This is a genomic window from Pseudomonas graminis (assembly GCF_013201545.1).
Classification (GTDB): Bacteria; Pseudomonadota; Gammaproteobacteria; order Pseudomonadales; family Pseudomonadaceae; genus Aquipseudomonas.
Window position 1 is genome coordinate 2,796,196 of record NZ_CP053746.1, and the last position, 14,961, is coordinate 2,811,156.

14 protein-coding genes are annotated in these 14,961 nt (G+C 61.7%); 12 read left to right on the forward strand and 2 right to left on the reverse strand.

The genetic code is table 11. From position 1 onward, the window contains the following. The first annotated feature begins 2 nt into the window (after nucleotides 1-2). From FX982_RS12555 to FX982_RS12610, 12 genes are all read left to right on the forward strand, one after another. On the forward strand, nucleotides 3-539 hold the full coding sequence (locus FX982_RS12555) for a chemotaxis protein CheW (protein ID WP_172610908.1): 537 nt from the start codon (nucleotides 3-5) through the stop codon (nucleotides 537-539). Next, complete coding sequence (locus tag FX982_RS12560; RefSeq protein ID WP_172610909.1) at nucleotides 536-1,876, forward strand: CheR family methyltransferase; 1,341 nt, start codon at nucleotides 536-538, stop codon at nucleotides 1,874-1,876. The genes FX982_RS12555 and FX982_RS12560 overlap by 4 nt, the downstream gene beginning before the upstream one ends. Next, entirely contained in the window at nucleotides 1,873-2,556 is a 684-nt protein-coding gene (locus tag FX982_RS12565) for a chemotaxis protein CheW (protein ID WP_122535085.1), read from the forward strand. Before FX982_RS12560 ends, FX982_RS12565 begins: the two co-directional genes overlap by 4 nt. Beyond that, the gene (locus tag FX982_RS12570; RefSeq protein ID WP_172610911.1) at nucleotides 2,553-4,889 is read left to right on the forward strand and encodes a hybrid sensor histidine kinase/response regulator; all 2,337 of its coding nucleotides are present in this window, start codon (nucleotides 2,553-2,555) and stop codon (nucleotides 4,887-4,889) included. The genes FX982_RS12565 and FX982_RS12570 overlap by 4 nt, the downstream gene beginning before the upstream one ends. Then, nucleotides 4,886-5,896: a chemotaxis response regulator protein-glutamate methylesterase gene (locus tag FX982_RS12575; RefSeq protein WP_172610913.1), complete on the forward strand. Its 1,011-nt coding sequence runs from the start codon at nucleotides 4,886-4,888 to the stop codon at nucleotides 5,894-5,896. The genes FX982_RS12570 and FX982_RS12575 overlap by 4 nt, the downstream gene beginning before the upstream one ends. Nucleotides 5,897-5,941: 45 nt before the next feature. Next, a complete protein-coding gene (locus tag FX982_RS12580; RefSeq protein ID WP_172610915.1) occupies nucleotides 5,942-6,946 on the forward strand; it encodes a response regulator in 1,005 nt (334 codons plus the stop codon). A 160-nt stretch (nucleotides 6,947-7,106) separates the two neighbouring features. Then, nucleotides 7,107-8,202 (forward strand): peptide chain release factor 2 gene (gene prfB, locus FX982_RS12585; protein WP_108120905.1). Its coding sequence is split into 2 segments (ribosomal slippage): nucleotides 7,107-7,178 and nucleotides 7,180-8,202, totalling 1,095 coding nucleotides; the frame shifts between segments, so codons are not numbered across the junction. Nucleotides 8,203-8,316: 114 nt separating this feature from the next. Next, complete coding sequence (gene lysS, locus FX982_RS12590; RefSeq protein ID WP_122535100.1) at nucleotides 8,317-9,819, forward strand: lysine--tRNA ligase; 1,503 nt, start codon at nucleotides 8,317-8,319, stop codon at nucleotides 9,817-9,819. 71 nt (nucleotides 9,820-9,890) lie between these two features. Beyond that, nucleotides 9,891-10,622 (forward strand): TetR/AcrR family transcriptional regulator, encoded by a 732-nt coding sequence (locus FX982_RS12595; protein WP_172610917.1) that lies wholly within the window; start codon nucleotides 9,891-9,893, stop codon nucleotides 10,620-10,622. 18 nt (nucleotides 10,623-10,640) lie between these two features. Continuing rightward, nucleotides 10,641-11,198 carry a cache domain-containing protein gene (locus FX982_RS12600; protein ID WP_172610918.1) on the forward strand — a complete coding sequence of 186 codons (558 nt, stop codon included), beginning with the start codon at nucleotides 10,641-10,643 and terminating at the stop codon, nucleotides 11,196-11,198. Between the two features lie 26 nt (nucleotides 11,199-11,224). Continuing rightward, nucleotides 11,225-12,502: a flavohemoglobin expression-modulating QEGLA motif protein gene (locus FX982_RS12605; protein ID WP_122535091.1), complete on the forward strand. Its 1,278-nt coding sequence runs from the start codon at nucleotides 11,225-11,227 to the stop codon at nucleotides 12,500-12,502. Between the two features lie 27 nt (nucleotides 12,503-12,529). After that, a complete protein-coding gene (locus tag FX982_RS12610) occupies nucleotides 12,530-13,441 on the forward strand; it encodes an alpha/beta hydrolase (protein ID WP_172610920.1) in 912 nt (303 codons plus the stop codon). A gap of 231 nt (nucleotides 13,442-13,672) precedes the next feature. Here FX982_RS12610 and FX982_RS12615 read toward each other — a convergent pair whose 3' ends face one another. Together FX982_RS12615 and FX982_RS12620 are read right to left on the reverse strand one after the other, a co-directional pair. Continuing rightward, nucleotides 13,673-14,455 carry an OmpA family protein gene (locus FX982_RS12615; protein ID WP_172610922.1) on the reverse strand — a complete coding sequence of 261 codons (783 nt, stop codon included), beginning with the start codon at nucleotides 14,453-14,455 and terminating at the stop codon, nucleotides 13,673-13,675. A gap of 48 nt (nucleotides 14,456-14,503) precedes the next feature. Continuing rightward, nucleotides 14,504-14,929, reverse strand: coding sequence for a DUF4398 domain-containing protein (locus FX982_RS12620; RefSeq protein WP_074893253.1), 426 nt, complete (start codon nucleotides 14,927-14,929; stop codon nucleotides 14,504-14,506). Nucleotides 14,930-14,961 lie beyond the last annotated feature (32 nt).

Genomic DNA, 14,961 nt, shown 5'->3' on the forward strand with positions numbered 1-14,961 from the left:
CCATGATCGAGCATTCAGCCAGGCGCAACGCTACGGTGTTGCCGAAGAACAAGCTGTTTCTGCTATTTCGCATCGGTGCGGAACGCTATGCGCTGCAAGCGACGGAAGTCGCCGAAGTGCTGCCGCGGCTGGTGCTCAAGCCCATCGCACAGGCGCCGCACTGGGTCGCCGGTGTGTTTGCCCACCGTGGCGCCATCGTCCCGGTCATCGACCTCAGCGCGCTGACCTTCGGCCATCCCGCGCAACTGCGCACCAGCACGCGGCTGGTGCTGGTGCATTACCGCCTTGGCTGTGATCGTCCGGCGCGGGAACTGGGTTTGATCCTCGAACAGGCGACCGACACGCTGCGCTGCTCGCCCCATGAATTCAAGGCCTACGGCCTGGACAACTCACAAGCGCCGTATCTGGGCCCGGTGCGCGAAGACGAACAAGGCCTGCTGCAATGGATACGTGTGGATGACTTGCTCAGTGACGCTGTGCGCGAACTGTTGTTTCCCGAGCAGCCCATGAGCCTCGATGCTTTCGAGGCCGCGCCATGAGCAGCGACGCGCGTTTCTTCGCCTTTCTCAAAGACCGCATCGGGCTCGACGTCGCATCGGTGGGCGAGGCGATCATCGAGCGCGCCGTGCGTCAGCGCTGCACGCTGTCCAAAGCGCGGGACCACGACGACTACTGGCACCTGCTGCTGGGTTCGGCGGACGAACAACAGGCGCTGATCGAAGCGGTGATCGTCCCCGAGACGTGGTTTTTTCGTTATCCGGAATCGTTCGTCACCCTCGGCAAGCTGGCCAATGCCCGACTGGCGCAGCTCAATGGCGTACGCCCGCTGCGCATTCTCAGCCTGCCGTGCTCCACCGGCGAGGAACCTTATTCCATCGCCATGGCGCTGTTCGACGCCGGTCTTCGAGGGCCGCAGTTCAGCGTTGAAGCAGTGGACATCAGCCCGCTTTCGATCCAGCGCGCGCGCCAGGGCGTGTATGGCAAGAACTCCTTTCGCGGCGATCAACTGGGCTTTCGGGAACGTTTTTTCAGCGCGGCCGAGGAGGGCTATCGCCTGGAGGAGCGGGTGCGGGATCAGGTCCGCTTTCAATCAGGCAATCTGCTCGACCCTGCGATGGCGGTGGCGCAGTCGGCGTACGACTTTGTGTTCTGCCGCAATCTGCTGATCTACTTCGACGTCGACACCCAGCGTCAGGGCTTCGAGGCGCTGAAACGCATGACCCGCGAAGACGGCGTGTTGTTTATCGGCCCCGCCGAGGGCAGCCTGCTCGGGCGCATGGGCATGGTGTCGATTGGCATCGCGCAGTCCTTCGCCTTTCGTCGGCGTGACGAGGCCATTGCCGAACCCCACAGTGTCGTGACTGCCCCAGCCATGCAGCCGTCGCGAAGCGATTCATTGTCTGCTCACCCAACATCGGCCCTGTCGCGCGGCGCCCATAAACCTCAGCCCTTTGCGCGAAGGTTATTGAGTGATCCTGCGCTGACCGAAGAACGCAGGGCTGCGCTCAGACCCGACATCAAAGCGGTGGCGGCGACGGGTTCTGGCAACGGCGAAGCTGCCGAGTTATTGCGCAGCATCGCGGCCCTTGCCAATGAAGGCCGCACGACGGAGGCAAAGGCTGCTGGTGAGCAGTACCTCAAGCGCTTCGAACCCGTTGCGCCGGTGTTCTACTGGCTGGGTCTGCTCAGCGAAGTGGCGGGGGAGGCGAGCGCGGCACAAGGGTTTTATCGCAAGGCGTTGTATCTGCAACCACAGCATCCGGAAACTCTGGCGCAACTGGCCGCGCTGCTCGCCGCCCAAGGCGACAGCGCAGGGGCCCGGCGGCTGCAGGAGCGCGCGGCAAGGGGTGTCACTAAAGAAGGACGCAGCGGATGAGTCGCGTACACACAGAGCTGGTCAGCGACGACGCCGCGGCGATCGACGACTGCTGGAATCGCATCGGCATCCATGGCGACCGGTCCTGCCCGCTGCTTGCCGATCACATTCATTGCCGCAACTGCTCGGTGTATTCGGCCGCGGCAACGCGCTTGCTCGACCGTTACTCCCTGGCCCAGGAACAGCGTGTGTCTGTGCACAGCGATGCGCTTGCCGCTGACGTCCAGACCCGCTCGACGGTGGTGTTCCGTCTCGGCGAAGAGTGGCTCGGTCTGCCGACGCGGTGTCTGGTGGAAGTATCGCCGGTGCAAGCCATTCATTCCCTTCCGCACCAGCGATCCCGTGCCCTGCTGGGCGTTGCCAATGTGCGCGGCGCGCTGGTGGCGTGCCTGTCGTTCGTCGAGTTGCTCGGGCTGGATCCGTCGGTTGCGCCGGTCGGTGATGCCCGAACATTGCCGCGCATGCTGATCGTTTCGGCAGACGGCGGCCCGGTGGTGGTGCCAGTGGATGAGGTCGACGGCATTCATGCCATCGAAGCGCGCCTGCTGGATACGGCCTCGGCGTCGGCGCAGAACAGCAACGCGCGCTTTACCCGAGGCGTCGTGCAATGGAAAAACCGCAGCTTGCGCCTGCTCGATGAAGACCAGCTGTTGTCGGCCGTGAACCGGAGCCTGACATGACGCCCGATCAAATGCGCGACGCGTCGCTGTTCGAACTCTTCACCCTGGAGGCTGAAGCTCAGACCCAGGTGTTGAGCGCCGGCCTGCTGGCCCTCGAGCGCAACCCGACCCAGGCCGATCACCTGGAGGCGTGCATGCGCGCGGCCCATTCGCTGAAAGGCGCGGCGCGGATTGTCGGGGTCAACGCCGGTGTCAGCGTCTCCCACGTCATGGAAGATTGCCTGGTCAGCGCTCAGGAAGGGCGATTGCACCTGCTGCCCGAGCACATCGACGCCTTGTTGATGGGCACCGATCTGCTGATGCGCATCGCCACGCCTGGCGCCAGCGTGCCCCAGGCGGATGTGGACGGTTACGTGGCGCTGATGAACAACATGGTCAGCGACGATCCGGCCATGAAAGCCATGCTGGTGCCCACTGCGCTACCTTCGCTTGAGGACATCCTGCTCGCCAACGCGCAGTCGCTGGTCACCTCGCTTCAATCTGCGCAGGATTCGGCGGCCGAAGAGCTGGCAGCCTCCGTTGTCGAACCCGCGCCGGACCCGGCGCTCAAAGCGGATGGCCCTGGCGAGCGACGCGTTGCCGAAACCGGCGAGCGGGTCCTGCGCGTCACCGCCGAACGTTTGAACAACCTGCTGGACCTGTCGAGCAAGTCGCTGGTCGAGACCCAGCGCCTGAAGCCGTATCTGGCGGCAATGCAGCGGGTCAAACGCACCCAGACCGGCGCAACAAGGGCGCTGGACAGTCTTGAAGCCTTGCTCGCCGCCAACACCGATCCCGACGCGCAAAAGGCGCTGGACGAAGCGCGGCGTCTGCTCGGCGAAGCGCAGCATTTGCTGATTCAACAAACGGCTGACCTCGACGAGTTCGGCTGGCAGGCGTCGCAACGCGCGCAACTGCTCTACGACACCGCGCTGGCCTGCCGCATGCGACCGTTTGCCGATGTGCTGGCGGGGCAGGCGCGGATGGTCCGTGATCTGGGCCGTTCGCTGGGCAAACAGGTGCGCCTGGAAATCGACGGCGAAAAGACCCAGGTCGACCGCGACGTGCTGGAAAAACTTGAAGCGCCCCTGACCCATCTGCTGCGCAACGCCGTCGACCACGGCATCGAACTGCCCGCACAGCGCATCGCCTGCGGCAAGCCGGCCGAGGGGCTGATTCAACTGAAGGCCTCGCACCAGGCCGGGCTGCTGGTGGTCGAGCTGATCGACGACGGCGCCGGCGTTGACCTCGAACGCCTGCGCCTGAGCATCATCGAGCGCAAACTTTCGCCTGCCGAAACCGCCGCGCAGTTGAGCGAAGAAGAATTGTTGAGCTTCCTGTTCCTGCCCGGTTTCAGCATGCGCGACAAGGTCACCGAAGTGTCCGGACGAGGGGTTGGTCTGGACGCGGTTCAGCACATGATTCGGCAACTGCGTGGCGGCGTTGAAATGGATCAGCGCGCCGGGCAGGGCAGCCGTTTCCATCTGGAAGTGCCGCTGACCTTGTCGGTGGTGCGCAGCCTGGTGGTGGACGTCGGCGGCGAAGCGTATGCCTTTCCGCTGGCGCACATCGAGCGCATGCGGGACGTGCGTGCCGATGAGATCGTGCAATTGGAAGGCCGTCAGCATTTCTGGCACGAGGAGCGGCATGTCGGGCTGGTTGCGGCCACTCAGCTACTTAATCGTCCTGCCAGCCAGCACAGTGAAGACGTGCTCAAAGTGGTGGTCATCCGCGAGCGCGATGCCGTGTATGGCGTCGCCGTGGAACGCTTCATCGGCGAACGCACGCTAGTGGTTCTGCCGCTGGATCCGCGCCTGGGCAAGGTTCAGGACATCTCCGCCGGCGCTTTGCTCGACGACGGCTCAGCGGTGTTGATCATCGACGTCGAGGACATGCTGCGTTCGGTGGAGAAACTCCTCAATACCGGGCGCCTGGAGCGCATTGACCGGCGCAGTCGTCAGGCCGACACCCGGGTGCGCAAGCGCGTGCTGGTGGTCGACGACTCGCTGACGGTGCGCGAACTGGAACGCAAATTGTTGCTCAGTCGTGGCTATGAAGTGGCGGTGGCCGTGGATGGCATGGACGGCTGGAACGCCCTGCGCGGTGAGGATTTCGACTTGCTCATCACCGACATCGACATGCCGCGCATGGACGGTATCGAGCTGGTGACGCTGGTGCGTCGCGACAGCCGCCTGCAATCGCTGCCGGTGATGGTGGTGTCGTACAAGGACCGTGAAGAAGACCGCCGTCGCGGCCTGGACGCCGGTGCCGATTATTATCTGGCCAAGGCCAGTTTCCATGACGATGCGCTGCTCGATGCAGTCGTTGAGTTGATAGGAGATGCGCAGGGATGAAGATTGCCATCGTCAATGACATGGCCATGGCGGTGGAGGCGTTGCGCCGCGCGCTGGCCTTCGAGCCGGCGCACCAGATCGTCTGGGTGGCCAGCAACGGCGCCGAGGCGGTGGAGCGTTGCGCCCAGCTGACGCCTGACTTGATATTGATGGACCTGATCATGCCGGTGATGGACGGTGTGGAGGCGACTCGACGTATCATGGCGGCGACGCCGTGCGCCATCGTCATCGTCACCGTGGACCGCGAGCAGAATGTGCATCGGGTGTTCGAAGCCATGGGGCATGGCGCGCTGGACGTGGTCGACACGCCCGCGCTGGGGGCCGGCAATCCCAAGGATGCAGCCGCGCCTTTGTTGCGCAAGATCCTTAATATAGGCTGGCTCATTGGCGAGCGGGACACGCGGGTCCGCCCCGCGCCGCCACCGGTGCGCGAATCGGCACAGCGTCAGCGGTTAATCGCGATCGGCTCATCGGCCGGCGGGCCCGCCGCGCTGGAAATACTGCTTAAAGCGCTGCCTGCGGATTTCCCGGCAGCGATCGTGCTGGTGCAGCACGTGGATCAGGTGTTTGCCGAGGGGATGGCGCAATGGCTGAGCAGCGCTTCGGGGCTGGAAGTCAGGCTGGCGCGCGATGGCGAGCCGCCGCAAGTGGGCACGGTGCTGCTCGCAGGCACCAACCATCATATCCGTCTGCTCAGGAACGGCACACTGGCGTACACCGCAGAGCCGGTTAACGAAATTTACAGGCCGTCCATCGACGTGTTTTTCGAAAGTGTGGCCAGCTATTGGAATGGTGATGCAGTGGGTGTTTTGTTGACCGGCATGGGCCGTGATGGTGCGCAGGGGCTCAAACTGATGCGTCAGCGAGGCTTTCTCACCATCGCTCAGGATCAGGCGAGCTGCGCGGTATACGGCATGCCCAAAGCGGCTGCGGCGATCGACGCCGCCATGGAAATTCGCTCACTGGAATCGATCGCACCTCGCTTGAAGGAGGTATTCACCCAATGAATTTCCAGGTGATCTCACAGCCCGCCTGTGACCAGGAGACCCCGCATGCATGATTTGCAACTGGACGATCTGAACGCCACGGATGAAAACGCTGCCATGGTGTTGCTCGTCGACGATCAGGCCATGATCGGCGAGGCCGTCCGACGCGGGCTGGCTCACGAAGAAAATATCGACTTTCACTTCTGCGCGGACCCGCATCAAGCGATCGCGCAAGCGATTCTCATCAAACCTACCGTGATTCTTCAGGACCTGGTGATGCCCGGCCTAGATGGCCTGACGCTGGTGCGTGAATACCGCAACAACCCGAAGACCCGTGACATCCCGATCATCGTGCTCTCGACCAAGGAAGACCCGTTGATCAAGAGCGCCGCCTTTGCCGCCGGCGCCAACGATTACCTGGTCAAACTGCCGGACAACATCGAACTGGTCGCGCGCATTCGCTACCACTCGCGCTCGTACATGACGCTGCTGCAGCGCGACGAAGCCTACCGTGCGTTGCGTGTCAGCCAGCAACAGCTGCTCGACACCAATCTGGTGCTGCAACGCCTGATGAACTCAGACGGCTTGACCGGCCTGTCCAATCGCCGACACTTCGACGAGTACCTGGAACTGGAATGGCGCCGTTCCACCCGGGAGCAGACGCAGATCTCGCTGCTGATGATCGACGTGGATTACTTCAAGGCCTACAACGACGCCTTCGGCCATCTCGAAGGTGACGAGGCGTTGCGTCAGGTCGCCAAAGCGATCCGTGCCAACTCCAGCCGTCCCTCCGACCTGCCTGCGCGGTATGGCGGCGAAGAATTTGCGCTGGTACTGCCCAGCACATCACCGGGTGGCGCACGCCTGCTGGCAGAAAAGCTGCGCCAGACCATCGCCGGCATGAACATCCCCCACGTCGCCCCGAGCCAAGGCTCGAGCCTGACCGTCAGCATTGGCCTGGCCACCATGGTGCCGCAAGTGGGCAGCCACAGTCGCCAGCTGATCCAGAGTGCGGATCAGGGGTTGTATGCGGCCAAGCACAATGGCCGCAATCAGGTGGCGGTGGGGTAGGGCGGGGGATTCACGCTCCTGCGCTCCCTGGCCGTCACCGGGTTGGTGACTCGTCAAGAACAATGAACACGGCTCACCCCCGCCCAACGGACTGCCATCGCTGGATTGGCTGCGCTATACTCGCCGGCTTTGTGAAAATCGCCTGCGAGTGCTGCCTACCATGGAAATCAACCCGATCCTAAACAGCATCAAGGACCTGTCCGAGCGCTCCGAAACCATTCGGGGGTATCTTTGACTACGATCACAAACATGATCGTCTGACCGAAGTTAACCGCGAGCTCGAAGATCCAAACGTCTGGAACAACCCGTCTTACGCCCAGGAACTGGGCCGCGAGCGTTCGCTGCTGGCGCAGATCGTCGACACCCTCGACGAGATGAGCACCGGCCTGGTGGACGCCAAGGACCTGTTGCTGATGTCCGCCGAAGAAGAAGACCAGGCCGCCGTCGACGACGTTGCTGCTGAAGTCGAGCGTCTTCGCGAAGCCCTGGAAAAACTGGAATTCCGTCGCATGTTCAGCGGCGAGATGGACCAGAACAACGCCTACCTGGACATCCAGGCCGGTTCCGGCGGCACCGAAGCCCAGGACTGGGCGAACATCCTTCTGCGTATGTACCTGCGCTGGGCCGACAAGCGCGGCTTCGACGCGACCATCATGGAATTGTCGGCCGGTGAAGTCGCCGGTATCAAAGGCGCCACGGTGCACATCAAGGGCGAGTACGCATTCGGCTGGTTGCGCACCGAAATCGGTGTCCACCGTCTGGTCCGCAAGAGCCCGTTTGACTCCGGCAACCGCCGTCACACCTCGTTCTCGGCGGTGTTCGTTTCGCCGGAAATCGATGACAACATCGAAATCGACATCAACCCGTCGGACCTGCGCATCGACACCTACCGCTCCTCCGGCGCCGGTGGTCAGCACGTCAACACCACTGACTCGGCGGTCCGGATCACCCACGTTCCGACCAATACCGTGGTCAGTTGCCAGAACGAACGTTCCCAGCACGCCAACAAAGACACCGCGATGAAGATGCTGCGGGCGCGCTTGTACGAGCAGGAAGTGCAGAAGCGCAACGCGGCCTCGCAAGCGCTGGAAGACACCAAGTCGGACATCGGCTGGGGTCACCAGATCCGCTCGTATGTGCTTGATGCCTCGCGCATCAAGGACCTGCGCACCAGCGTCGAACGCAGCGATTGCGACAAGGTGCTCGATGGCGACATCGACGAATACCTGATCGCGAGCCTCAAACAGGGCCTGTAATCGCCACACCACTGTTGCGGGTCGGGCGCGTCATCATGACGTCGCCGCCCGCGATCCTTTGTCGCGCTTCCCGGCCAGACGAAGGGCCACGAACCTGTGATGGATAATCAAGACATGAGCGACCAACAACTCGACCCGCAAGCCCAGCAACAGGAAGAAAACAGCCTGATCGCCCTGCGCAAGGAAAAACTTGCGGCCGAGCGCGCCAAGGGCAATGCCTTCCCGAACGACTTCCGTCGCGAAAACTACTGCAACGACCTGCAGAAACAATACGCGGACAAGACCAAGGAAGAGCTGGCTGAGGCGGCGATTCCGGTCAAGGTTGCCGGGCGCATCATGCTTAACCGTGGCTCGTTCATGGTGATTCAGGACATGACCGGGCGCATCCAGGTCTACGTCAACCGCAAGACGCTGCCCGAAGAAACCCTGGCCTCGGTGAAAACCTGGGACATGGGTGACATCATTGCGGCCGAAGGCACCCTGGCGCGTTCCGGCAAGGGCGATCTGTACGTCGAAATGACTAACGTCCGCCTACTGACCAAGTCCCTGCGTCCGCTGCCCGACAAGCACCATGGTCTCGTTGATACCGAGCAGCGTTATCGCCAGCGTTACGTCGACCTGATCGTCAACGAAGACGTGCGCGAAACCTTCCGCGTTCGCTCGAAGGTCATCGCCCACATCCGCAGCTTCCTCATGCAACGCGACTTCCTCGAAGTCGAAACGCCGATGCTGCAGACCATTCCGGGTGGCGCTGCGGCCAAGCCGTTCGAGACGCACCATAACGCGCTGGACCTGGAAATGTTCCTGCGTATCGCGCCGGAGCTTTACCTCAAGCGTCTGGTTGTCGGTGGGTTCGAGAAGGTGTTCGAGATCAACCGCAACTTCCGTAACGAAGGCGTTTCGACCCGGCACAACCCCGAGTTCACCATGCTCGAGTTCTACCAGGCCTACGCTGATTACGAAGACAACATGGACCTGACCGAGGAACTGTTCCGCGAACTGGCCCAGCTGGTTCTTGGCAGCACCGACGTGCCGTACGGCGACAAGGTGTTCCACTTCGGCGAGCCGTTTGCGCGTCTGTCGGTGTTCGACTCGATCCTCAAGTACAACCCCGAGCTGACCGCCGATGACCTGAACGACATCGACAAGGCCCGCGCCATCGCCAAGAAAGCCGGCGCCAAGGTGCTGGGCTTCGAAGGTCTGGGCAAGCTGCAAGTGATGATTTTCGAAGAGCTGGTCGAGCACAAGCTGGAGCAGCCGCACTTCATCACCCAGTACCCGTTCGAAGTGTCGCCGCTGGCCCGTCGCAACGATGACAACCCGAACGTCACCGACCGCTTCGAGCTGTTCATCGGCGGCCGCGAAATCGCCAACGCCTATTCCGAGTTGAACGACGCGGAAGACCAGGCCGAGCGCTTCATGGCTCAGGTGGCGGACAAGGACGCGGGCGACGATGAGGCCATGCACTACGATGCAGACTTCGTCCGGGCCCTGGAATACGGCATGCCGCCGACAGCGGGCGAGGGCATCGGCATCGACCGTCTGGTCATGCTGCTGACCAATTCGCCGTCCATACGTGACGTCATCCTGTTCCCGCACATGCGGCCGCAAGCCTAAGCGTCAAAACAAGCCGCCTGCGCAGGGCGGCTTTTTTTTGTCTGTTCGTTGAGAGAAAAGGAAATCCCGTTGTGAACCGCACGATCGCTCAAAAGGGAGCCGCTGGCCTGGCCACGGCAGTCGCACAGAGTGTTCAGTACCAGGGCCGCAAGGCGAGTCGACAGGGAAGTGAACAGCGTCGGCAACAGATTCTTGATGCGGCCATGCGCATCCTCATTCGTGACGGCGTCCGGGCTGTGCGTCATCGCGCGGTGGCAGCCGAAGCGCAAGTGCCGCTCTCCGCCACCACCTACTACTTCAAAGACATTGATGACCTGCTCACCGATGCCTTTGCGCAGTACGTTGAACGCAGCGCGGCCTACATGGCCAAGCTGTGGAGCAACACCGAGGCGCTGCTGCGCGAGATGGTCGCGCGCAATGACGGCAGCGCCGAAGCCCGCGCCCGGCTGGCGGATGAGATCGCGCGGATGACCATGGAGTACGTGCGCCATCAACTGCTGACCCGTCGCGACCAGCTCATTGCCGAGCACGCCTTCCACCTCGAAGCGCTGATCAACCCGCGGCTTGCGCCACTGGTGAGCGCCCATCAGCAGATTTTGTTGCAGGGCAGCGCCCAGTTTCTCGAAGTCATGGGGTCGGTTCAGCCGGAACTGGACGCCCAAGTGTTGACGGGGCTCATCTGCCGGATGGAATATCAGGGGCTGCTCAACGGGCCTCAACCCGGCGCAGACGAAGAAATGCTCGCTATTCTTACTCGCCAGATGCATCTGGTACTGGGCACCGCCAAGCCTACGGCTGGCTGATACCTCAAGGAGAACCCGATGAGAGTCTGGAGCGTTTTGCTCGCCCTGTCGTTCGCGCTGTTGAGCGGATGCCTGGTGACGTTCAAAGACCCGATTCCGGCCAGTAATACCGCCCCGCCCAAATTGCTCGGCACCTGGAGCAGCAAAAATGCCTGGGGCGAGCCGCTCGAACTGGAAATCAGCCGCGCTGGCCCCGACCGCTACAAAGCAGTGAGCTACCGCAAAGGCGATCGCAAGAACCGTGACGAGTACGCCTTCACCGTGTCGCGCCACGGCAGCCGTTGGTACGTGTCCGCTGCGCTGCCTGACAAATACGGCGGCAATTACGTCATCGCCGGGTTTGACCTGATGGATAACGAGAACGGCGCCGACGAATTGGTGGTCTATGACCTCGACCTGGAGCGGTTTCAGCAGTTGGTCGAGCAGAAGGTGCTCGACGGCGAGCGGGTCGATACGGTAAAGGGCGACGGCATGCTGATCTCAAGCCCCGTGGACAGGGTGTTTGCCTACCTCGACGACCCGGCCAATTCCGACGTCTTTCTCAAAGCAGCTCAATATCAGCGCATGACCAAATAGCGCGACGTTTCAATAAGGGGTACCGGGTGGACGAATACCAACAGACTATTCGCACGTTGTCCGATCGTATCGTGGTGGCGCAGACGCCGATCCGCGTCCTCGATGCCGTGAAATGGGATGACAACATCCGCAAGACTTTCCTCGACGGCAAGGGCAAGCACCTGCCGGAAGTGGATCGCGCGTACTACGAGAATCGCCCACTGGGATTTGATTCTGGCGCGGTGAAGCTGGAGTTCCAGAACATCGAGCGTGACATCACTCGGCAGCTGGGTCAGTTCAACCCGGTCGGGCAGATCATGCGCCGCATGTGCAAAGAGTACCGGATGGTCATCCGCATGCTCGAGGCGCGCGGCACCCCGGACTTCGGCCTGATCTCTCAGGAGTTGTACGGCGCGGCGTCCGATGCTTTCCACGCCGGTGATCCGACGCTGTCCGACCTCGGCATGATGCTCTCCGATTACCTGAACAACATCGCCGGTCGCGGTGACCTCAAGGATGAGCCAAAAATCCTGACGGCTAAAGACGCCGTTGCCATGCTGCAGACCCGGCTCAATCGCACGTTCGGTGAAGCCGAAGAGACGATCCGGGTGTTCGAATCCGACGGCATCGTGGCCGACGCTGCAGCTGGCGCCGATTACATCAAGATCCGCAGCGATGCGATGTTCAACGAGCGCGACGTGCGGGCGCTGGAGGTCCACGAAGGCCTGGTCCACGTCGGCACCACGCTTAATGGGCAGAACCAGCCGATCTGCACCTTCCTGTCCAAAGGCCCGCCCTCGTCGACGGTGACCCAGGAAGGCCTGGCGATTCTGATGGAGATCATCGGTTTTGCGTCCTACCCGAGCCGCCTGCGCAAGCTGACCAATCGTACGCGCGCCATACATATGGCCGAGGAGGGCGCCGACTTTTTGCAGGTGTTCGAGTTCTATCGTGAGCAGGGCTTTGGCATGTCGGAAAGCTACGGCAACGCCAGTCGGGTATTCCGCGGCTCGGTGCCGAATGGGCTGCCATTCACCAAGGATCTGTCCTACCTCAAGGGCTTTATCATGGTCTACAACTACATTCAGTTGGCCGTGAGAAAGGGCAAGTTGGAGCAGGTGCCGCTGCTGTTCTGCGGCAAGACCACGCTGGAGGACATGCGCACGTTGCGCCAGTTGGTGGACGAAGGTCTGGTGGTACCGCCCAAGTACCTGCCCGACCAGTTCCGCGACATGAATGCGCTGTCGGCGTGGATGTGCTTCTCCAACTTCCTCAACCACCTGAGCCTGGACCGGATCGAAGCGGATTATTCGAATATTCTGTGACCCCTATCCTAAATTGAAGGACATCGCTTGAAGCGTCTTCTTGCCTTGCTTGTGGTCATCTCCCTCAGCGGCTGCAGCGAATTGCTGTTCTACCCGGAACGCGGTCTGCCATTGACGCCAGATAAAGCGCACCTGGCCTGGCGCGATGTCACCCTCACGGCGGCCGACGGCACCCGCCTGAATGCGTGGTTTCTGCCGGCCAAGCCTGGCGTGCCGGTGAAGGGAACGGTGCTGCACCTGCATGGCAACGGCGGCAACATGGCCTGGCATCTGGCGGGTAGCTGGTGGTTGCCGGAGCAGGGCTATCAAGTGCTGCTGGTGGACTATCGCGGCTATGGCCGGTCCGAAGGTGAGCCAAGTCTGCCGGCCATTTATCAGGACATCGACGCGGCGTTCGACTGGCTGAACACTGCGCCCGACGTGCAGGGCAAACCGCTGGTGGTACTCGGCCAAAGCATCGGCGGGGCGCTGGCCGTGCATTACCTGTCCGAACATCCGCAGCAGCGAGCGCGGGTCAAGGCGCTGGTGCTCGATGGCGTGCCGGCGAGCTACCGCGAGGTCGCGCGGTATACCCTCGGCACCTCGTGGCTGACTTGGGCTTTCAAGAGGCCGCTGTCGTGGGTGATCCCCGACGGCGACAGCGCCATCAACGGCATGCCCCAGCTCGAGGGCACGCCGATGCTGCTGTTCCAGAGCCTGGACGACACGCAAGTGCCGCTGCACAACGGCATCAGCCTGTATAAGGCCGCACCACCACCGCGTGTGCTGCAACTGACCCGCGGGCCGCACGTGCAGACGTTCGGCGACCCTACCTGGCGCGAGGTGATGGTTCGCTACCTGGATGATCCGCAGCACTTCAACGGGTTGCGCAGGCTGGGGGAAATTCCGAATTATCCTGATCCTCAAACCGGCAAGGCGGCTCCGTCGTCTCAACCGTGAGCGGAACAGCATGAGTGACAGTCTGCGCGATCAGAATTTGTGGGAGTGAGCTCGCTCACGAAGAGGCCGGCACATACGCGTGCCTCTTCAGCTTCTGAACAGGCTTATTCACGAGCAAGCTCGCTCCCGCAAGGCTCGTCATTTCGGAGTACTCGCAGTCTGAAAGCACCACAAAAAAAGCCCCGCCTGTCTCTCAACAGGCGGGGCTCTTTATGTGCCGCTACAACCGCATTACTTCATGGAAGAGCGCGGTGCTACTGGCTGGTTGTCGTTGGAGATGGTGACTTCCACACGACGGTTCATCGCACGGCCCGAGGCGCTGGCGTTGTCAGCCACCGGGTATTCCTTGCCGTAACCCTGAGCAACGATACGCTCCGGGCCTACGCCCATCTTGATCAGCGCCATGCGCACGGAGTTGGCGCGGCGCTCGGACAGCGAATCGTTGTAGGCAGCCGAGCCGGTGCTGTCGGTGTAGCCTTCAACGATGACCTTGCGATCAGGGTTTTCTTGTAGGAACTGGGCCAGCTTGTTGACGTTGACCAGACCGGATGACTTGAGCTCAGCCTTGTTCAGGTCAAACAGTACGTCGCCAAAAGTCACCAGCGTACCGCGTTCGGTCTGCTTGGCGTTCAGGCTGTTCTGCAGGGCCTTGATCTGAGCATCGCGAGCATCCAGACGCGCTTGCGCACGCTGGGCCGCAGCGCCTTTCAGATCATTCTCAGCGGTCTTCAGGTTGATGGTCTGCTTGGCCAGTTCAACGCGCTGATTGGTCAGGTAGGCCAACTGATCGACCTTCTTCTGATCATCATTGTTGCGGTACGCAGCGTCAGCCTTGTCCAGCCACTCGCTGGCGTCTTTGGTTTCCAGCGCAGCCAGCTCGGTGGATTTCGGATTGCTTTGCAGCGCGGAGTAGTTGGTGCGGGCTTGCTCCAGGTTCACGTTCGGTTGCGACGAGCATGCCGCCAGACCAACGCTCAAAGCCAGCAGGGCAGGGATAAGTACTTGTTTACGCATAATATTTTCGTCCTTTAACTCAATGGCCAATGCTTGAATTGCGAAGCGTTACTGAGTGACAGGCTGAACCTGACGCATGCCTTCTTCACGCAACTCATTGACGCCTTGACGAGCGTCCTGCACTGCTTTCTGTGCCTTCGCGGCCTGAGCCTTACGCTCGGCTACACGTGCATCCCACTCGGCCTGTTCGGCGTATTTACGAGCTTCGTCGTATTTCTTTTCCTGCATCGCCAGTTCGGCTTGCTTGAACTTGTCCTGGGCGGACTTCATTTCAACAGCGGCGTATTCGGTAGCGCCGGCGGTGACAGCGGCATTGACGGCCGATTGGGTCACGGCGTACTGCTCGCTTGGAGGATTACCTGCGCAACCAGCCAGAAGAACGCTGGTGCCCAGTGCCAGTGCAGCCATCTTCAGCCCGCGCAGGCGATTGAACGTTGGTTTGGCAGTGCTGGTGTTCATGGTGGTCAACTCCATTTCTTTACTCCTGAAAACTGGTTGTTCCATTT